The organism is Lactococcus garvieae subsp. garvieae, assembly GCF_029024465.1.
In the GTDB taxonomy this organism is placed as follows: domain Bacteria; phylum Bacillota; class Bacilli; order Lactobacillales; family Streptococcaceae; genus Lactococcus; species Lactococcus garvieae.
This window is the reverse complement of the sequence record NZ_CP118950.1, coordinates 403126-421426: the sequence shown is the minus strand read 5'-3', so window position 1 is coordinate 421426 and position 18301 is coordinate 403126. Positions and strand designations below refer to the sequence as shown.

The 18301-nt window shown below is 39.6% G+C and carries 20 protein-coding genes; 6 read left to right on the top strand and 14 right to left on the bottom strand.

What is annotated here, in order from left to right; translation table 11 throughout:
- Positions 1-3: 3 nt before the first annotated feature.
- From pflA to PYW30_RS02140, 4 genes are all read right to left on the bottom strand, one after another.
- A complete protein-coding gene (gene pflA / locus PYW30_RS02155) occupies positions 4-798 on the bottom strand; it encodes a pyruvate formate-lyase-activating protein (protein WP_004259253.1) in 795 nt (264 codons plus the stop codon).
- 66 nt (positions 799-864) lie between these two features.
- A complete protein-coding gene (locus PYW30_RS02150) occupies positions 865-2325 on the bottom strand; it encodes a DHA2 family efflux MFS transporter permease subunit (protein WP_042217311.1) in 1461 nt (486 codons plus the stop codon).
- Between the two features lie 112 nt (positions 2326-2437).
- Positions 2438-3766, bottom strand: a complete 1329-nt coding sequence (locus tag PYW30_RS02145; RefSeq protein ID WP_004259258.1) for a hemolysin family protein — start codon at positions 3764-3766, stop codon at positions 2438-2440.
- A gap of 45 nt (positions 3767-3811) precedes the next feature.
- On the bottom strand, positions 3812-4933 hold the full coding sequence (locus tag PYW30_RS02140) for an AI-2E family transporter (RefSeq protein WP_042217313.1): 1122 nt from the start codon (positions 4931-4933) through the stop codon (positions 3812-3814).
- 109 nt (positions 4934-5042) lie between these two features.
- Here PYW30_RS02140 and PYW30_RS02135 point away from each other — a divergent pair, with 109 nt between their 5' ends.
- Both PYW30_RS02135 and PYW30_RS02130 read left to right on the top strand, forming a co-directional pair.
- Positions 5043-5489 (top strand): GNAT family N-acetyltransferase, encoded by a 447-nt coding sequence (locus PYW30_RS02135; protein WP_042217316.1) that lies wholly within the window; start codon positions 5043-5045, stop codon positions 5487-5489.
- Positions 5490-5642: 153 nt separating this feature from the next.
- Positions 5643-7039, top strand: a protein-coding gene (locus PYW30_RS02130) for an IS3 family transposase (protein ID WP_372750769.1) whose coding sequence is annotated in 2 segments (ribosomal slippage) — positions 5643-6123 and positions 6123-7039 — 1398 coding nt in all. Because the reading frame shifts where the segments join, the coding sequence is not laid out codon by codon here.
- Positions 7040-7102: 63 nt separating this feature from the next.
- Here the strand turns inward: PYW30_RS02130 and PYW30_RS02125 are convergent.
- Both PYW30_RS02125 and rsmA read right to left on the bottom strand, forming a co-directional pair.
- Positions 7103-7684 (bottom strand): uracil-DNA glycosylase family protein, encoded by a 582-nt coding sequence (locus PYW30_RS02125; RefSeq protein WP_042217320.1) that lies wholly within the window; start codon positions 7682-7684, stop codon positions 7103-7105.
- Positions 7685-8575, bottom strand: coding sequence for a 16S rRNA (adenine(1518)-N(6)/adenine(1519)-N(6))-dimethyltransferase RsmA (rsmA, locus tag PYW30_RS02120; RefSeq protein WP_014024314.1), 891 nt, complete (start codon positions 8573-8575; stop codon positions 7685-7687).
- A 113-nt stretch (positions 8576-8688) separates the two neighbouring features.
- On the opposite strand from rsmA, the gene PYW30_RS10685 reads away from it, so the two are divergent.
- The 4 genes from PYW30_RS10685 to PYW30_RS02105 all read left to right on the top strand — a co-directional run bounded on the left by PYW30_RS10685 (position 8689) and on the right by PYW30_RS02105 (position 11301).
- The gene (locus PYW30_RS10685) at positions 8689-8802 is read left to right on the top strand and encodes an IS3 family transposase (protein WP_162174781.1); all 114 of its coding nucleotides are present in this window, start codon (positions 8689-8691) and stop codon (positions 8800-8802) included.
- A 102-nt stretch (positions 8803-8904) separates the two neighbouring features.
- Positions 8905-9879: an alpha/beta hydrolase gene (locus tag PYW30_RS02115; RefSeq protein ID WP_042217323.1), complete on the top strand. Its 975-nt coding sequence runs from the start codon at positions 8905-8907 to the stop codon at positions 9877-9879.
- A gap of 95 nt (positions 9880-9974) precedes the next feature.
- Positions 9975-10718 carry an SDR family oxidoreductase gene (locus tag PYW30_RS02110; protein WP_042217325.1) on the top strand — a complete coding sequence of 248 codons (744 nt, stop codon included), beginning with the start codon at positions 9975-9977 and terminating at the stop codon, positions 10716-10718.
- Positions 10719-10737: 19 nt separating this feature from the next.
- Positions 10738-11301, top strand: a complete 564-nt coding sequence (locus PYW30_RS02105; protein ID WP_042217327.1) for a DapH/DapD/GlmU-related protein — start codon at positions 10738-10740, stop codon at positions 11299-11301.
- Positions 11302-11343: 42 nt separating this feature from the next.
- Here the strand turns inward: PYW30_RS02105 and PYW30_RS02100 are convergent, their stop codons facing one another.
- From PYW30_RS02100 to PYW30_RS02065, 8 genes are all read right to left on the bottom strand, one after another.
- Positions 11344-11781 (bottom strand): MerR family transcriptional regulator, encoded by a 438-nt coding sequence (locus tag PYW30_RS02100; protein ID WP_042217329.1) that lies wholly within the window; start codon positions 11779-11781, stop codon positions 11344-11346.
- Positions 11782-11980: 199 nt separating this feature from the next.
- Positions 11981-13594 (bottom strand): hypothetical protein, encoded by a 1614-nt coding sequence (locus PYW30_RS02095; protein WP_042217331.1) that lies wholly within the window; start codon positions 13592-13594, stop codon positions 11981-11983.
- Between the two features lie 423 nt (positions 13595-14017).
- On the bottom strand, positions 14018-14788 hold the full coding sequence (locus tag PYW30_RS02090) for an ABC transporter permease (protein WP_003134031.1): 771 nt from the start codon (positions 14786-14788) through the stop codon (positions 14018-14020).
- Complete coding sequence (locus tag PYW30_RS02085; protein WP_003134028.1) at positions 14781-15707, bottom strand: ABC transporter ATP-binding protein; 927 nt, start codon at positions 15705-15707, stop codon at positions 14781-14783. Before PYW30_RS02085 ends, PYW30_RS02090 begins: the two co-directional genes overlap by 8 nt.
- Complete coding sequence (gene rnmV / locus PYW30_RS02080; RefSeq protein WP_042217356.1) at positions 15704-16249, bottom strand: ribonuclease M5; 546 nt, start codon at positions 16247-16249, stop codon at positions 15704-15706. The genes PYW30_RS02085 and rnmV overlap by 4 nt, the downstream gene beginning before the upstream one ends.
- The gene (locus PYW30_RS02075) at positions 16249-17019 is read right to left on the bottom strand and encodes a TatD family hydrolase (protein ID WP_042217358.1); all 771 of its coding nucleotides are present in this window, start codon (positions 17017-17019) and stop codon (positions 16249-16251) included. The genes rnmV and PYW30_RS02075 overlap by 1 nt, the downstream gene beginning before the upstream one ends.
- Before the next feature lie 136 nt (positions 17020-17155).
- On the bottom strand, positions 17156-17554 hold the full coding sequence (gene spx, locus PYW30_RS02070) for a transcriptional regulator Spx (RefSeq protein WP_003134024.1): 399 nt from the start codon (positions 17552-17554) through the stop codon (positions 17156-17158).
- A gap of 162 nt (positions 17555-17716) precedes the next feature.
- Positions 17717-18247, bottom strand: a complete 531-nt coding sequence (locus PYW30_RS02065) for a hypothetical protein (protein ID WP_003134023.1) — start codon at positions 18245-18247, stop codon at positions 17717-17719.
- Positions 18248-18301: the final 54 nt, after the last annotated feature.

The window sequence follows — 18301 nt, the reverse complement described above, 5'->3', positions numbered from 1 at the left end:
GTTCTATCTAATTCTCTCTAAATATTCTTGATAGCTTTCTGTACCCATGATTGCTTTCGCATTGGACACACGTTCTTTTGTCGGAGGTTTGACACCCGCAAGTGGGTATTTCCACCCGAGTTCGCGCCATTTGAACTCCCCCATCGTATGATAAGGTAAAATTTCAAATTTCAGCACATTATCCAAGGTTTTAACGAATTCCCCTAGCTTTTCTAAATCTTCGTCAATATCCGTTTCACCTGGTACAAGCACGTGCCGAATCCACATGGCTTGCCCCTTATCAGAAAGGTAGCGGGCAAATTCTAAAATGTTTTCATTAGGGTGTCCCGTCAAAGCTTTATGACGTTTTGAATCAATTTCTTTCAAGTCCAGCAAGACAAGGTCTGTGACTTCCAGAAGCTCATCAATACGAGAGGTAATATATTCGTCTGTTCTAAATGGACGTGCTGAAGTATCTAATGTAGTATGGATACCTAAGCTTTTAGCGTATTGGAAAAGAGCGATGACAAAGTCAATTTGCAGCATGGCTTCACCACCTGATACAGTGATTCCCCCTTTTTCACCCCAAAATCCACGGAAACGAAGTGCTTCGTCCATCACATCTTCTACCGTACGTGTCGTTGCTTTTTCGTTTTTCAGAGCCCATGTATCTGGGTTATGACAATATTTGCAACGCATTTGGCAACCTTGCATAAAAATAATGAAACGTACCCCTGGACCATCCACAGACCCAAAGGATTCGGTAGAGTGAATCAGGCCGGTTACTTTTTTGGCTTCTTCAATATATGTATCAGTCATAAGCTTTTCCTCTTCTTCAGTATGCTTTTATCATACCTCAAATCTTACTTATTATCAAATCCTTTTCTAGGCTCTTAATTTTCCATCATCAAACAGGTTCACTATAAAAGTAATCACACAAAGAAGCAAAGCCAAGAAGAAAACATTGTGCAAAGCGCCAAGAACGATTTGCTCTAATTGGCCATGAATTTTCTCAGGCACAACTGCATTGGAAGCTGTACTAATAAATTCGTTCACATTCTTAAAGGTGACTTCAGGAAATTTACTAAGCCCCGCATTAATGCCTAAGGAAAAAGCAAGCCCCAATATCCCGGTCATCATTGCCTGTCCCAAAGTTCTCCCTAACACAACGAGAGAACTTGCTTGGCCCACCATTTCAGCAGGAACCATTTTTTGTGCCAAAAGTGTCGTTGTTGAAAGTATAACCCCCATAACACTTCCTGTGAAAGCTGAAATAATGTAGAAACCTTCGATCGGGAAAGCAACGCTCGAAATAACCAACGGAATATAGACAAGGATAAGAATTCCCACTAAAACGGCATAAAGTCGTTTCGGGGCAAAACGGCGCAAAAGAAAACCAACAAAGAAACTGGTCACCATCCAAAACAATGACGTCGGTGTTAAAGCAAGTCCTGCCACAAAGGCTGGAACACGATAAATGGCTTGTAGCCAAATAGGGAAGTAAATATTGAAAGCAATCAAACAGCCGCTTAAAAGCATCGAAATAATAATCTGGATACTGAAAGTCCTTGTTTTAAACATTTCTAAATTAAATAAAGGATCGACCGCTTTTTTCTCTGTACGAATAAAAATGATGCTGGCAGCAACAATCAAGAAGAGAAGCACCACCTCTAAGAGCCAATTGATTGTGGAAGCTGACATTTCTTGAAACATCAGCAATAATGAAACTAAAAGCACAGATAGCGAGGCGATACCTGCCCAGTCCATTGGTTGTTTCGCTGTTTTTTCGTGCACGTCCTTATACCCAAAAATTGTAAGTAAAAGTGTGATTAATCCCAAAGGCACATTGATAAAGAAAACCCAGTGCCACCCCAGCGTATCAACAATCCACCCACCAAGCAATGGGCCCACTAAAGCCGAAATAGCCCAAGCTGTATTGTTCAGCGCCATGATTTTTGCACGCTCTTCAAAATCAAATAAATCAGCAATAATTGTAAATGTTAAGGGCATCACAGCTCCTGCACCTATACCTTGAATCGCTCGGAAAATAATAAGGAAGAGCATGTTGGGTGCAATACCACAAAGTATCGAACCTATCACAAAAGAAACAAGTCCAAAGATAAAAATATTTTTCCGTCCAAGATTATCCGCTAGTTTTCCATAGATGGGCGTTGCAATAGCTGAAATAAGTAAATAAATGGCAAAAACCCAACTCTGGAGTTCTAGGCCTTTCAACTGTGAAATAATGGTTGGCATAGCTGTGGTCACAATCGTAACCTCAACAGATGTCATGAATGTGGCAATAAAAATAGCTATGACAATAGCCAAATGTTCTTTTCTTTTCATATTCCCTCCTCTGTTCTGTATCTTCATTTCTTTTACATTTTATCATAGTTTTTTTCAGAAAGTCAGGACAGCAAAATAAAAAGATAGATTAATTTTAATCTATCTTTTACTTTTATTCAGGAAGTTCCACATCGAACTCCACACGAAGTTTTAATATACGGTTTCCATCTACTTCTAGGCTTGTGAGTGAGAAATGATCTTCTAAGTTATCAATCTTACACATCACTTGCTGCCCTTTTTCTGGAATTTGTCCTGTTTCTGAAAGGAAGAAACCAGCCATTGTGTCTACATCTTTGTTGACCAAATGTGTGCCAAATTCGTCATTAAAGTCATTGATGGTCATTTTACCTTGAACCACATACATGTTCTCGCCAATCTTATGAACTTCGGCTTCTGCGATATCCGTTTCGTCTTCGATCTCTCCGACGATTTCTTCAATCAAGTCTTCAAGTGTGACAATACCTTCAACGCCCCCATATTCGTTCAGCAGAATAGCCATTTGATTTTGGGTATTACGCATCTGGAGCATCAAGTCATCCACAAAGACTGTTTCAGGAACAAAGAGAGGTTCTTGCAACATCTCACGGAAATCAATATTATCAAAACCATCAGCAAAGCCTCGAGCTAAGATACGTTTGGTGTGAATAATCCCTAAGATGTTGTCTTTATCATCATCATAAACAGGAACACGAGAGTAAGACTCGCTGAGCATTTTCTCAATATTTTCACGTGGATCATCATTGATATCAATCATGAAAGCATCCGTACGTGGAACCATGATTTCACGTGCTACAAGTTCATCAAGACTGAAAACACCTGTAATCATTTCACGTTCAGAATCATCCAAGGCAGTTTCATCGGTATGCACGAGATACTCAATCTCATCACGGGTCATGTCATCGTCACTGCTGTCAAACTTGATGGGGAAGATTCTTGCAAGTCCATTAATCGTAATGGTCAACAACCAAATGAAAGGTTTTAACACTACACCAATCGCCATCAAGGGACGAACCATTTTCAAAGCTGCTTTTTCTTTAAGAGCCTGAGCGATACGTTTAGGGAAAAGCTCACCAAATACAATCGTAAAGAATGTCAAAATAACCAAGATAATGATTTTACTTAAGGTTTGGGCAAAGCTTGTGTCACCAAACAACGGTGCCAGCTGTGCAGCTAATGTATCAGCCAAACTTGCACCCGCAACGATATTCAAGAAGGTAATCCCCACTTGAACAGTTGACAGGAAGTGTGTCGGATTATCGATTACACTAAGCAAGTATTGATACTGCTCATCGCCTTCACTCGCTTTTTGCTCTACACGTGATCGTGATAGAGAAACGAGTGCCATCTCACTTGCTGAGAAGAATGCATTCAAAGCAGTAAGAAAAACAAGTAATAAAATCTGTAAAATTATCGAGGTGCTCTCGGGGTCAGGGTGTGCCATTTTTACTCCTATTTTTTAGTAATATGAAAACTATTATATCATAGTTTAATCGTTTTGAAATATTTTTTTCTTTTCTTGCTCACGATGATTATGCCATAAGCCAGCAAGGAACTTCACAATTTCTTTAACTAATGAGTAAACAGGTACGGCAATAATCATACCTAGAATCCCATATAAACTTCCTGAAACCAACATCAAAACCATGACTGTCACAGGGTGAACGCGCACAGCATTTCCTACGATTTTAGGATAAACAAGATTCCCATCAATCTGTTGCAGGATTAAGACATAAGCCACAGCGAGTACGGCTGTCCATGGTTGTGTAAAGGCCAAGGTGAAAATTACCGGTAATACACCGATATAGGGTCCTGCATAAAGAATCAAGTTGGTAATAGCCGAAAAGCTGGCAAACAAGAAGGCATAAGGAATGCCGAACAACATGTAGCCTACAAAGACAAAGATAAAGACCAAAAGCGAGTCCAAAGCAACGCCCGAAATATAACGAGAAATTGTCGCGTTCATCTTCTCAAGAAGTTCAACAAACCCCAGTGGGTCCTCACGAAAAATTGTACGTTTCAAAGAAGGAAGCAACTTTTCACCATCTTTTAGCATATAGTAAAGTAGGATAGGAACTAAGATAGCAACCATAACCACAGAGGAAATGATACTGACGATACTTCCAACACTGTCCGTCAAATTTTTAAGCAAATTGTTGAGAATATCAGTATAGGATACATTGATATTGCTAATCATGCCATTAATATCTAGCTGGTGGTAAATGTGAGAAAAACGTGGGTCATTTTGTAAAGATTCCAGCCAATGACGAAACTCAGGGAAAGCTTTCGTACTGGCATCAATCAAGCTACTTAACTGCGAAACGACATTAGGAATGATGGAAGCAATACTCCAAACCACAAGCCCAAGCAAAGTAATCAAGACAATCAAAATTGCAAAGAAACGTTTAACTTTCCAACGCGTTTCCATATAAGTCACCACAGGTTTGAAGATGTAGTAAAGGAAACCCGCGATGATAAAGGGAATGAAGAGCAAGGCCAGAAGAGTTTTAACCGGTTGGAAGAGAAATTCCAGTTGCATGAGCATAAAAATAAGCAGGGTCGCTGCTAAAATTTCTACTGTCCAAAAAAATAATTTACTGTTTTTAAACATAATATCCTACTAATAAGGGCAAACGAAGCCCTTTCTTTTTTTTTAAAGCTATTTATATTATAATTGAAATAAGATTTTTACGCAAATTCAAGATTTCGGGAGGAAATTTATGCAAATCAAGCAAACCCGTGACACTATGTCGGAAATATACTGTGACGCGCTACGCATTCGTAATACTGTTTTTGTGAAGGAGCAAGGTGTCCCTTTTGATTTAGAAGTCGGTAGTCCCATTGATGAAGCACATTCCGTTCACTTTGTAGGCTATGAAGAGGGTAAAGCCTTAGCAACTGTTCGCCTTTTGGTGGATAGCGAAGATAAGAAACACGCTGTGGTCCAACGCATGGCCGTTCTAAAAGAAGAGCGCGGCAAGGGCTATGCCAATGTTCTCTTGCAAAGTCTTCTTGATTTTTGTAATCAAGCCGGGATCACTCTTTTAACCTTGCATGCACAACTCAGCGCCAAAGGTCTCTATGAGAAATTCGGCTTTCAAGCTCAAGGCGAGACCTTTACAGAAGCTGGAATCGAGCATGTCACCATGTCTTTGGGAATTAAATAAAAAAAAATAAACGCTCACCTATTCACCGTTGGAGAGCGTTTTCTTTTATTTATATGCATTATATTAACTCTTCCTTAAACAAAACTAAACCCCCTGGATTGATATGACCCCCAAAAGTTAGACTAAACATCTAACATTTGGAGGTCTTTTCTTATGGCAAAATACTCTTTTGAGTTTAAGCTCAAAGTTGTGAATGATTATCTTTCAGGAGTAGGTGGTTATCGGTTCTTAACTAATAAATACCATGTGAAAGATAGAAAACAAATTCGTCATTGGGTCAATGCTTATAAAGAATTTGGTACAGAGGGATTAAGAAGGAAACGTCAAAATAAAACTTATGATTCCAATTTTAAGCTCAATGCGGTAAACTTATACTTAACAAGTGAAGCGTCTTATCGTGAAGTTGCCAACCAACTAAGCCTGAACAATCCTGCTTTGATTACACGTTGGGTACGAGATTATCGACAAAAGGGGGAATTTGCTTTTGTATCTAGTCCTCGCGGAAGACCCAGAAAAGAGGGAACAGTGGCTCAATCAAAGGAAAAGAAACCTAAAGAGGGGTTGTCAGAGCTTGAACGACAACTCGCAGAAGCACAAAAGGAATTACTTTATCTACGTGTTGAGAATGAATATTTAAAAGGGCTGAGGAGGTTGCGAATGGAACAACAAATGCGGGAAAAACTCGACTTGTTCAAAGCCTCCAAAGAGAATTCAAGTTCCCCCTTCGACTCCTCCTCAAATCTGCAGGATTAGCTCGGAGTACCTATTTCTATTGGCTCAAACGCTTTGAACGTCCCAATAAAGACGAAGCTGTTGAACAAGCCATGCTAGAGATTCGGAAAGAGCATAAGAATGCAGGTTACCGTCCAATGGTGCAGCTGCTTAAATCTAAAGGTTTTGATGTCAACCACAAGAAAGTACAACGCTTAATGAAAAAGCTGGGACTACGTGTGACTTCGTTTTGGCGTAAATCTAGCAAGTACAATTCTTACAAGGGGAAAGTGGGCAAGATTGCGGAGAATAGGCTAAACAGACATTTTTCTACCCCTATTCCACATCAAAAAATCACGACTGACACAACCGAATTTAAGTATTACGAGAATGGTATTCAGAAAAAGGCTTATCTCAATCCTTTTCTGGATTTGTTTAACAACGAAATTGTGAGCTTTGAAATCTCTAAACAGCCCACATACCAAGCGATAGGAATTTCACTTTCTCAAGCATTAGAAGTGACATCTGATTGTACTTATCGTCGTACCTTTCACTCTGATCAAGGTTGGGCATATCAGATGCCAAAATATGTCTATACGCTCAAGGAGCATCAAGTTTTCCAGTCTATGAGTCGCAAGGGCAATTGCCATGATAATTCGGGCATGGAGAATTTCTTTGGTCTTTTAAAACAAGAAATTTATTATGGTCGAGTCTTCAACTCTTATCAGGAATTAAGAGAGGAAATTACTGACTGGATTGCTTATTACAACACTAAGCGAATCAAAAAGAAATTGAACTGGATGTCTCCTGCTCAATTTCGGCTTACTTATCAAAATTAAATAACAAAAAATGAGATATTTCTATCTCATTCAAAAGTCCAACTTTTGGGGTGCACATCAGATTCAATCGAGGAGGTTTTTTACTCTTATTTTTAACTCTGGTAAGACCTGTGCTTCAAACCATGGGTTTTTGCGCAACCAGATATTATTACGTGGTGAAGGGTGCACAAGCGGAAAATATTTCGGTAGATACTCCTCAAAATCACGCACAACATCAGTAATTCGCGTTTTCTTCGGCACCTTAAGGTAGTAAGGAATAGCGTAGGAACCAATGAGCACAATAAGCTCCAGCTGAGGCATTTCTTTAATCAATAAAGGATGCCATTTTTCCGCAAAACCTTTACGTGGCGGTAAATCGCCAGATTTCCCTTTTCCTGGAAAATAAAAGTCCATAGGCAAGATGGCGAGCTGAGGTGAGCTGTAAAATTCTTCATAAGAAATCCCTAGCCATTCCCGAAGACGATCCCCAGAAGGGTCGTTCCAAAAAAGACGACTCTCCTGTGCCCGTATTCCTGGAGCTTGGCCCACGATAAGAATCTTTGCTTCTTGGTGTACAGAGTAGAGGGGATCAATACCTTGTGCAGTATAGAAAGCATTTTGCGGATCTTCTTTTATGGCTTGAAAAATTTTTGACAGCTTATCCATTTATTCTCCTTCTTTGAGAGGAAGTAGCGCATCAGCTAATCGTGCAAATTCGGGTATTGAAAGTGCTTCAGCACGAATGGTAGGCGAAATATCTGCCTGGGCCAAAAGTTCAGTTATTTGTGGTTTTTTGTCCTTACCAAAGGCAGATTGTAAGTTGTTCATCAGGGTTTTACGGCGGTGCACAAAAGTTGAGTGCATTGTCTTGAAGAAGAAATCTTCATCCTTCACAGCAACCAAGGGTTGCTCACGACGTGTCATCTTCAAGATAGCAGAATCTACATTGGGCGCTGGAACAAACACTGTGCGTGGCACAGTGAAGGCAACTTGGGCTTCCATGTAATATTGCACCGCTATCGAAAGTGAGCCATAAGCCTTTGTGCTTGGTTTTGCCGCAATACGATCAGCAACTTCTTTTTGCATCATCACTACAAACTCGGTAAAAGGAATCTTAGATTCAATCAAGTGCATGAGGATAGGTGTTGTAATGTAATAAGGAAGGTTGGCTACGACTTTTATGGGCAAGTCAGGATTTTTGAAATTCTTGATGTGCTCACGCATATCGACTTTTAAAACATCAGCATTTACGAGTTGAAAGTTATCATAAGGTGCTAAAGTTTCTTCCAGAATAGGAATCAAGGTTTTGTCAATTTCAAAAGCCATTACTTCTGCTGCCTCTTCAAGTAAATACTGCGTGAGCGAACCAATACCTGGTCCAATCTCAATCACGTTGACTTGATCTGAAAGTTCAGCAGTCGCCGTAATTTTTGTCAAAATATTGTGGTCCGTCAAAAAGTTTTGACCAAATTTTTTCTTAAAGTTAAAGTCATGCCGACGAAGAATATCCTGCGTGCGAATGACGTTTGAGATGCGATCTATATTTGAAGTTGTCATAGCTTTATTATAGCATATTTCAGCACACGATATTTTCCTATTAGGAGGCAAGATATTTGGTCATTAAAAGACCAAGAAGGTTTTATGGATATCTTCTGCTAAAATTTATAAAGGTGGAGAACGAAAATGAGCTGAGTGACCAGGTTGACGACTATATTGCTTGGTACAATGAAGATAGACCACAAGAAAAGCTAAATTTTAAATATCATGTGATAAGGTCTCCATAAAATATTGTCCCTCTATAATCTTCTTGCTTGACCTAAAGTTAACTTTAGGTATTACAATGAAGGTGTAAATATAAATTCTTTAGGTATATTAGAGGAGAAAAGATGAGTAATGAAATAAAACTAACTTCAAATTGGGACAAAGTATTCCCAAAAAGCAATAAAGTAAATCATAATAAAGTGACCTTTAAAAATCGTTTTGGGATTGTTATTGCTGCAGATTTATATGAACCAAAAATAATCAAAGAAAAGCTCCCAGCACTTGTAGTAAGTGGACCATTTGGGGCAGTTAAAGAACAATCTTCTGGTTTATACGCTCAAGAGATGGCCGAAAGAGGATTTCTTACTTTAGCCTTCGATCCCTCGTTCACTGGTGAAAGTGGTGGAGAAGTTAGGGATATTGCCTCACCAGATATCAATACTGAGGATTTTCAAGCAGCAGTGGACTTTTTATGGAATCATGAAAAAGTTGACTCAAATAAGATTGGAATCATAGGTATTTGTGGCTGGGGAGGACTAGCGCTAAATGCTGCTGCTATCGATACAAGAATTAAGGCTACTGTGGTATCAACTATGTATGATATGACAAGAATTGCCGCAAAAGGTTACTTTGATTCAGTAGATGAAGACCAGCGTTATGAATTAAAAGAGAATTTAAACGCTCAAAGAAATATAGATTTCCAATCACATACTTATGAAAGAGCTGGTGGGGTTGTTGATCCATTGCCTGAAGATGTGGTTAATTTTGTAAAAGCTTATCATGATTACTATAAGACAGAAAGAGGATATCATAAGCGTTCAGTTAACTCTAATAAAGGTTGGGCTATCACCTCTTCTCTGTCATATATGAATGGTAAACTTTTAGCTTATAGCAGTGAAATACGGAATGCTGTTTTAGTCATACATGGTGAAAATGCTCATTCACGCTACTTTGGTGAAGATGCTTTTAAAACTCTAAAAGGAGATAATAAAAAACTTATGATTATCCCTGATGCTTCTCATACAGATTTATATGACCAAAAAGACATTATTCCATTTGATGAATTGGAAAATTTCTTTAATACATATTTAGAGGTATAATTATGACGTAAGCCAATGTTTATTGGAATAAATAGCTTCTAATAAACTGGAGAAGAGATAATATTTGATAAACAAACAATGGGAGGAAAATAGAGATGATAAAAGATAAAGTTGTTATTATTACAGGTGCTTCTTCAGGTATAGGTGAAGCAACGGCTAAACTACTCGTTAAACAAGGGGCAAAAGTTGTTTTGGGAGCAAGACGAGAAGAACGATTGAAAGAACTTGCTTATAAATTAGGTGAAAATGTATCTTACAAAAAAACAGACGTAACGAAATTTGATGAGGTAAAATCCCTTATTGATTATGCATTAGAAATTCATGGACATATAGATGTACTATATAATAATGCTGGGATTATGCCACAAGGATTTCTTCGTGAAGGAAATTTAAAAAGCTATCAAGAAATGATTGATATCAATGTCACGGGGGTTCTTAACGGAATAACTGCTGTCTTACCAATAATGCGTAGTCAAAAAGATGGGTTAATCATTTCAACGGATTCAGTAGCTGGTCACGTTGTTTATCCGGCATCAGCTGTCTATAATGGAACTAAATTTATGGTGAGAGCAATCATGGAAGGCTTAAGACAAGAGGAAAGAGAATCTGGAATTCGTTCAACTATTGTCAGTCCAGGTGCCGTGTCAACCGAGCTTATTAGTACTGTGGGCAACAGCGAGATTGAAAAAGGGTTGACTGATTTATTTAATGGTTCTACTGACAGTGGAATGACCCTCTTGCCTATTGATGTTGCGAATGCTGTACTTTATGCTATTAATCAACCAAAGCATGTAACCGTATCTGAAGTACTAATTCGTCCAGCTAAACAAAGTGTATAGAGGGGAGTGAGGACAAGATATGGATTATATAACTTTCTTAGAACACATACAGGCTGGAAAAACGCTTGAATCTGGGACCGAGATATTCACTTATATGTCTAAAATTTCTGCCAAAGCTCAACGTATTTGTGCAGAAATTAATAGTAAATACCACGAACAAAATGAACTTGTTTCTTTGCTTTCAGAACTTACAGGGCAAGAAATAGATCAATCCGTAAGTATTTTCCCTCCTTTTTCTTCTGATTTTGGAATGAACTTACACATAAGTAAAAATGTATTCATAAATGCTGGTGTAAGAATTCAGGATACTGGTGGAGTATGGATAGATGAAGGAGCTCTCATTGGTCATAATGTTGTTCTTGCGACATTAAATCATGACCTGGAGCCAAGTAGACGTCAGAATTTGATACCTGCTCCCATTCATATTGGGAAAAATGTTTGGATTGGTTCTAACGCAACTGTCCTTCAAGGAGTGACCGTGGGAGAAAACTCCGTTATTGCTGCAGGAGCAGTAGTAACAAAAGATGTACCCGCTAATTCTATTGTTGGTGGTGTCCCTGCTAAACTAATAAAGAAAATTTAAATAAAAAACTCGAGAGAAAAATTTTTCTTTCGAGTTTTCATTTTATGAGTGAGAATTAAAATAACTCTCCTTGATATCCTGTGGTAAATCATTAGGAATTTTAGTAATTACAGAGCTTTCATCGCCTGCCTTTAAGGCCTCGTTATAATACCAACATTTATAGTTAATCATATCTAGTGTTTTTTTGAGATTTTCAATTTCACTTTGAATTTGAATTTTCTGCTTGTCAAAAAGTTCTTTTCTGACCTGTAGTGTTTCATTGCCGACTTGTGTCCACTCGATAAAATGCTTAATGTCCTTGATTTTCAATCCTGATTTTTTCAAACAATCAAAAACTCTGATTGCTTCAATTTCTTCTTCAGAGAATTGACGAATCCCAGATTTCCTTTCAATCTTTGGAAATAATCCCTCTTTATCATAATATCTCAATGTAGATATTGGAATATTAAACATTTTTGACACTTCACCAATAGTGTACATGTGAATAGCTCCTCTTTAAACTAATTGCAGAATAGAATATACTCTATTCTATTTGCCTTAGATATAAGTATATAAATATTTATAAGCGAAGTCAAAATATATTTTCTGTTCTACTCTTTACCAGATACTATATTCTTTTTTTAGTGTCCATTTTAGCTGGTGCTTGACATTATGCCCTCTTGGCTTATGTTTTATGCGTTTAGTTTCTTGCTTGATGAAGGATTAAGGCTGGACGAACTCCACCACCAGTAGTGCTAGCCGTGCGCTCAACAAGGCCAGTCAAGTTACCCGTAGGACGCACAGACCAAGCAGCTTCTTCAGGCGCAGGAGTACGCAGTAACCACCAGCCTAGGGCAGCTGAACTACGTTGGGCATGGTTAGGGAAAGCTAATCCTGGGCCAGATAAGCGTGTGACATCCGCAAGAGAAAGAGCAAAGGCTCTAGCCGTTCCGCTAGGAACCACTTGAGTAATGTCTGACGCAACGGCTCCTTCTAAGTTAGTGGGAATCCATCTTGTGCCACCTGTAAAGGTAACAGCATCATCCGCAACTTCGCCTGTGGTGAAGCTGTTGGCTACAGGCTGAACCATGGCTTGGACTGCAGGATCAAGTGCTTCATACCAAGATTCAAGTGTTTCATCAAGTTCATCCCAAGAACGCTCACGAATAAGATCGTTACGAATAATCATATGGTTGCCGTTGCCCATATTTTCAAGATAACGGTATTGCTGACCCGACATAGTAAAGATACGCCCTGGGCTCATGCGATGAAAGGCAAAGTCAGAGGGTGGACTATCCACATCATGAGCTGGATTACCTACAGTTTCATCTACAGCGTTATTTTTAATGCCTTCAAGGAGAGCAGCGAGGTTAGAATCATGAGTTTCCCCATCATTGATGAAATCCTCGCTATTGTCTGGACTGAGGAGTTGGCTATCCACATGGATACCATAATAGTATGTTCCACTAAAAACGGTATCTTCGATAGCACTGGTCATTTCAGCGGCATCCAGCAAGTAAGATGTAGCTGCTTCTGGCTCCAGCACAGAGGCCCAGTAAGCCCAGCCTGTCTCTTGATCCATCACCCAGAAATTGCCGATTTTTTGATTATTGGGCAATTCGAACCACTGCGCCATGGTTATTGGTGCACGTTCTTGTTGTAGATTTTGCGCTGTGGTACGGGTTGCACCATCCGCTGCGCCATGCCAGGTGGTACCATTCTCACCATTGGTATAAGTCACTCCTTCTGTCCAGTAAGCATCTGTACCGTCACCGGGATGGGTAACCTCAGGTGATCCGGCCGCCAAGTCTTGTGCATCACCTGCTGCGGCAGTACTTAAGTCCAAGTTGTTATGGTTGAAAGTTGGGAGATACCAAGGGGCAGATTGTCCTGCTCGACTCCACCCAAAGCTCAGGTTGGAATAGCGGTTAAAGGCAGCGCCTGCTCCTGTGCGTGTGCCAATCGCAGCCGCACTTGGGATGTAAGGGGTCCATGTGTTGACTGCCTCTCGTTCTGTCCCCTCTACTAGTGGTGTCGGGCTTGTAGCACTCGTTTGTTGGGTTTCTAAATACTCCGACAGGCGGATACGGGCCATGATGGGACGTTCGCCATAGTTTTCCACAAAGACATCCTTGTTTTCGGTGTCTCTATTGTAGTAGTCGTGCACACGGCCACCGACATGGACTTGAACTTCATTTTCACGATCATTGATGGCTTGTTGGTTGAAGGCTTGGAAGGCAAAAGTCCCGCCGATTAAGCCAACCAAGGAGAGGAGAGCAATATTCCGTAGTTTACGTTTCTTTTCTGGTGTCATAATAATGTCCTTTCTTTATGTTTCTTATTTTATCTCTGATTCTCTTAAGATGCCCGCCCATCAGTGCTGATGGGCGGAGCACGGAAAAAACGCTCCAGTGGTCCAGAGCGTTTTGGGGCAAGCAAAAATAGGCGGCTATTATCTACCGCGTGCTGTGCTGTGCTGTGCTGTGCTGTGCTGTGCTGTGCTGTGCTGTGCTGTGCTGTGCTGTGCTGTGCTGTGCTGTGCTGTGCTGTGCTGTCTGATTATAAGTCATAGCATTTCCCTCGTCAAGTATTTTGTTATCTCAACTTAATCTCAATAACATTTATATAATACTATTGTAATATTTCTCTTATATTTTTCAAAATAATATCAGGAACAAAAAAATAGCTCCAAAGAGCTATTTTTATCGTATCGCCTTATAAAAGTAAGGAAAAGTTATCAAGATCTCAAACCACGGCCACGTTCAATAAAATAATAACAAATGGCATAGAGAACAATGACAAAACCAAGTAGCACAAGTAAGCTAATCCAAAGCGCAACGTCTTGCACGCCTAAAAAGCCATAGCGGAAGCCTGAAATCATATATACGATGGGGTTGACTTTGGAGATATCTTGCCAAATTGGGGGCAACATAGAGATAGCGTAGAAGACGCCACCGAGATAAGTCAAAGGTTGTAAGACAAATGTTGGCACGATAGAAACATCATCAAAAGAACGCGCAAAGACACCGTTAAGAAGACCAGCCAAGGAAAAGAGAAAGGCGGTCAATAATAGAGTGACAATAATCACGAGCCAAGATTTCACAACTAAAGGAACAAAAAGCAACGAAATGATAGTGACTAATGTTCCAACGAAAATACCGCGAAGACTACCACCAGCCACAAAGCCTAAGATAATCACATGTGTAGGTACTGGAGCGACGAGCAATTCTTCAATATTTTTTTGAAATTTTTGTGAAAAGAAACTCGAAGAAACGTTCGCATAAGAACTGGTAATAACAGACATCATGATAAGACCGGGCACGATAAATTGCATATAAGAAAAACCATGCATATCACCAATTCGGGAACCAATCATTTTCCCAAAGATAATAAAATAAAGTGTTGTCGTAATCACTGGTGGAACAAGAGTTTGCACCCAAATACGCATAAAACGTGTGACTTCCTTGATAGCAAGAGATTTTCCTGCGGTCCAGTAGAGTTTAAACATTTTTTCCCTCCTCTTCATGGGTAAGCTTAACAAAAAGCTCTTCTAGACGGTTTGATTTATTACGCATGGAGAGGACCTGAACGCCTTGTGCTGTCAGTTGCTCAAAAGCAGCATTGACACCCTGATTGCGTTCAATCTTAAGTTCCAAGGTCTGTGGATCCACCACGTTCATCTCATATCCAGCGAGCTCTGGTGTTTGCCCTTCAGCTTTAATATCGAGAATAAATGTTTCCGACTGTAATTTCGAGAGTAAGTTTTTCATACTTGTATCTTCAATCACTTGTCCAGATTGGATAATTCCAATATTTCGGCAAAGCATTTCAGCTTCTTCCAAATAGTGTGTTGTCAGAATAATCGTTGTGCCTGAAGCATTGAGCTGTGCAAGAAATTCCCACATTGAGCGGCGAACATCAATATCAACACCTGCTGTTGGCTCATCCAAAATCAAGAGTTTAGGCTCATGCATCAAGGCACGTGCAATCATCAAACGACGTTTCATCCCACCAGAAAGACGGCCTGCACGGTCATTGCGCTTTTCCCAAAGTTCCAATTGTGTGAGATATTTTTCTGAGCGCTTGAGTGCTTCCTTACGAGGAACACCATAGTATCCTGCCTGATTCACTAAGATTTGTTGAACTGTTTCAAACTGATTAAAGTTAAATTCTTGCGGTACAAGTCCGAGTTGTTGCTTAGCCTGTACCAGATTTTTATCAATATCGTAGTCAAAGACTTTAACTGTTCCAGACGTTTTATTTACGAGCGAGGTAATGATACCGATAGTCGTCGATTTTCCTGCGCCATTAGGGCCAAGTAAGGCATAAAAATCCCCTTCTTCAACCGCTAAATCAATGCCTTTTAAGGCTTCCGTACCAGAAGCGTATACTTTTCTTAAGTTTTTTATTTCAAGTGCTTTTTTCATTTATAGCCCTTCATTATTTCTTCTATTTGTTGAACTTCAATTCCAAACATGTTCAGTCTCTTGAGGATTTGTTTGCCATTAGCATAACCTATACGGAGTTCTCCACAGAGATATTCCCGACGTTGGCGACTGTCAGAGCGGAGAATAAGACCAAAGGCAATCAGATCTGTTTGAGCGACCGTCGGCTCGATATTCTTGCCTCCTGTCAAATGTCCCAAAGCTTTTTGCAAGTCTTCATACTTGGCATGTTCTACCCCGAGAGATCCCTTACCTTTAGGACGTGCTTCTTCACGCTTCAAAAATGCATGCTGAGCCTCAGGAATAGCTTGCATAATAATCTTCCGGATACGCTCCCCTTGAAAATCTGGGTCCGTGAAAACTACTAGCCCTCGTTTCTCTTGGAGAACCTTTAGGCGTTCAATATCGGTAGCATCTATACTGCTTCCCCCCGTTTCATAGGTATCCAGATCATAAAAACGTTTCAGGTTCCTTGTGTCGTCCCGCCCTTCAACGACGATAACCTTTTCAATTTTTTCTTTCATTAGGACAGCCTAAAAACTTTCAGTGCATTGGCATAGGTTTGCTCAGCCACTTCTTCCAAGCTTATCCCACGCAGTTCCGCAATTTTCTCTGCGGTATAGCGTGTATAGCCGGGCTGATTTTCCTTTCCTCGATAGGGCATTGGTGAAAGATAAGGGGCATCCGTTTCCACAAGTATGCGGTCTAAAGGAAGCTTTGTAGCTGCTTCTTGAACATCAAGAGCCTTTTTAAAGGTCACAACACCTGAGAAAGACAGCATCAGACCAAGCGCCATGAACTGCTGAGCCTCTGCATAGGTCCCGGAAAAGCTGTGCATGATTCCTCCACGAGGGCCAACACCTTCAGACTTTATAATTTCATAAGTATCAGCTAAAGCATCACGCGTGTGTACAACAAAAGGAACGTCTGCTTCTTTTGAAATTTGAATTTGACGTCGAAAACTTTGTTCTTGCAGGTCTTTTGATTCGACCATCCAGTGATAGTCTAAGCCAATCTCGCCCACTGCCACTACCTTATCTTTTTGTAAATTTTCCAGCAGATACTGCTCTGCTGTTTGGTCAAAGCTGCCACACTCATCTGGATGCCAACCAATCGTGGCATAGCACTCTTCATATTCTGTAGCAATCTTCATCGCCCAATCGTTTGTTTTATGATCCACTCCGACAATGTTCATACGATGAACCCCTAGTTCATGTGCCTGAGTGATAATTTCTTTTTCTTTCCCCATAAATTCGTCTGAATTGAGGTGTGTATGCGTGTCAAAAATATCCATTCTTCTATTATAACCCAAAATAAAGTAAATCTTCTCTTAGAAAAACCGCTCGATTTTAAAAATGAAAATTTCGTTTTCCAAAAATGATGCAGCAAAAAACACCCACTCGGGGTGTTTATAATAATTGCATTTGCTTTTAGATGGCATTGCGCAAGCGAGCACCGCCATTTTCTAAAATACGTACTGTACGTGGTAAGAAAGCTCGGATTTCTTCTTCGTTGTATCCCACATGTAGACGTTTCTCATCCATGATGATTGGACGACGCATGATTTGTGGATTTTCTGAAATGATTTTGATGGCTGCTGAAAGCGATAAGTCTTCAAAATCAACGCCCAAGGTTTTCACAAAGCGATTACGGCTAGAAATAAGCCCTTCCACGCCATCATCGCACTTTTCAAGAATGCGACTAATTTCTTCTGCTGAAAGTGGGTCGCCAATGAGGTTACGTTCTTGAAATGGAATATTGTGATAAGTAAGCCAAGTCTTAGCTTTTTTACAACTCGTACAAGATGGGGCCGTATAAATAGTAAGCATCCCTCTCTCCTTTATATTAATATGGAACAATCCATGATCTTATTTATAATACCTAGCGGTATTAGCATTTGCTATTATAGCACAATTGAGAGACAAAAAAAAGACCCTTTCCCCTTTTATTCTAAAAAATTCTGTCCGATTTGGACAGAATAAAAAAAGTATTTAAATGTTGTAATACTGGCGTTTTAGCATAGACGGATAAATGTTCTTTGCTTCTTCCAACTCTTTTTTCTTGTTCTCGATATCTTCCGTAATTTCAACCGAAAAATTTTCAAAAATAGGACGTGCTTCTTTGAAAATATAACCGCCATTTTTCAAATCTTGCTCATCTTCGAAAACAGCCAAATGGTGAGAAAGATTTTTAAAGAACGTGCTCAAAAAATAAGCAGGAATATACAAATTATACATTGAAGTGTAATTTTTCAAAAAATTATAGTCGTAAAAGGGTACTTTTACATCACTACGGGGGTTAACGATTTCTTCGTCATCTCCAATAATCGGACGGTTCAAGATTTCAATAATTTTTTGATTTAAAGTATTACGGACTTCAATTTCCCGTAAAAGTTTCTCAACAGCCAAACGTTTCTTATAGCGATTTTCGTCATAACGTTTGTAGATATACATGCCCGCAATAAAAAGCCAAGCACCTGCAATCATAGCAATAATCAAAGCAATAATAAGTTCTGAATTCATACTATTATTATAACAAAATGACTACTGTTTTAAAACTCATTTCTCTAAAAATTT

Coding starts and splice junctions, on each gene's coding strand:
- pflA (WP_004259253.1), bottom strand. CDS start 798: ATGACTGATACATATATTGAAGAAGCCAAAAAAGTAACCGGCCTGATT.
- PYW30_RS02150 (WP_042217311.1), bottom strand. CDS start 2,325: ATGAAAAGAAAAGAACATTTGGCTATTGTCATAGCTATTTTTATTGCC.
- PYW30_RS02145 (WP_004259258.1), bottom strand. CDS start 3,766: ATGGCACACCCTGACCCCGAGAGCACCTCGATAATTTTACAGATTTTA.
- PYW30_RS02140 (WP_042217313.1), bottom strand. CDS start 4,933: ATGTTTAAAAACAGTAAATTATTTTTTTGGACAGTAGAAATTTTAGCA.
- PYW30_RS02135 (WP_042217316.1), top strand. CDS start 5,043: ATGCAAATCAAGCAAACCCGTGACACTATGTCGGAAATATACTGTGAC.
- PYW30_RS02125 (WP_042217320.1), bottom strand. CDS start 7,684: ATGGATAAGCTGTCAAAAATTTTTCAAGCCATAAAAGAAGATCCGCAA.
- rsmA (WP_014024314.1), bottom strand. CDS start 8,575: ATGACAACTTCAAATATAGATCGCATCTCAAACGTCATTCGCACGCAG.
- PYW30_RS02115 (WP_042217323.1), top strand. CDS start 8,905: ATGAGTAATGAAATAAAACTAACTTCAAATTGGGACAAAGTATTCCCA.
- PYW30_RS02110 (WP_042217325.1), top strand. CDS start 9,975: ATGATAAAAGATAAAGTTGTTATTATTACAGGTGCTTCTTCAGGTATA.
- PYW30_RS02105 (WP_042217327.1), top strand. CDS start 10,738: ATGGATTATATAACTTTCTTAGAACACATACAGGCTGGAAAAACGCTT.
- PYW30_RS02100 (WP_042217329.1), bottom strand. CDS start 11,781: ATGTACACTATTGGTGAAGTGTCAAAAATGTTTAATATTCCAATATCT.
- PYW30_RS02095 (WP_042217331.1), bottom strand. CDS start 13,594: ATGACACCAGAAAAGAAACGTAAACTACGGAATATTGCTCTCCTCTCC.
- PYW30_RS02090 (WP_003134031.1), bottom strand. CDS start 14,788: ATGTTTAAACTCTACTGGACCGCAGGAAAATCTCTTGCTATCAAGGAA.
- PYW30_RS02085 (WP_003134028.1), bottom strand. CDS start 15,707: ATGAAAAAAGCACTTGAAATAAAAAACTTAAGAAAAGTATACGCTTCT.
- rnmV (WP_042217356.1), bottom strand. CDS start 16,249: ATGAAAGAAAAAATTGAAAAGGTTATCGTCGTTGAAGGGCGGGACGAC.
- PYW30_RS02075 (WP_042217358.1), bottom strand. CDS start 17,019: ATGGATATTTTTGACACGCATACACACCTCAATTCAGACGAATTTATG.
- spx (WP_003134024.1), bottom strand. CDS start 17,554: ATGCTTACTATTTATACGGCCCCATCTTGTACGAGTTGTAAAAAAGCT.
- PYW30_RS02065 (WP_003134023.1), bottom strand. CDS start 18,247: ATGAATTCAGAACTTATTATTGCTTTGATTATTGCTATGATTGCAGGT.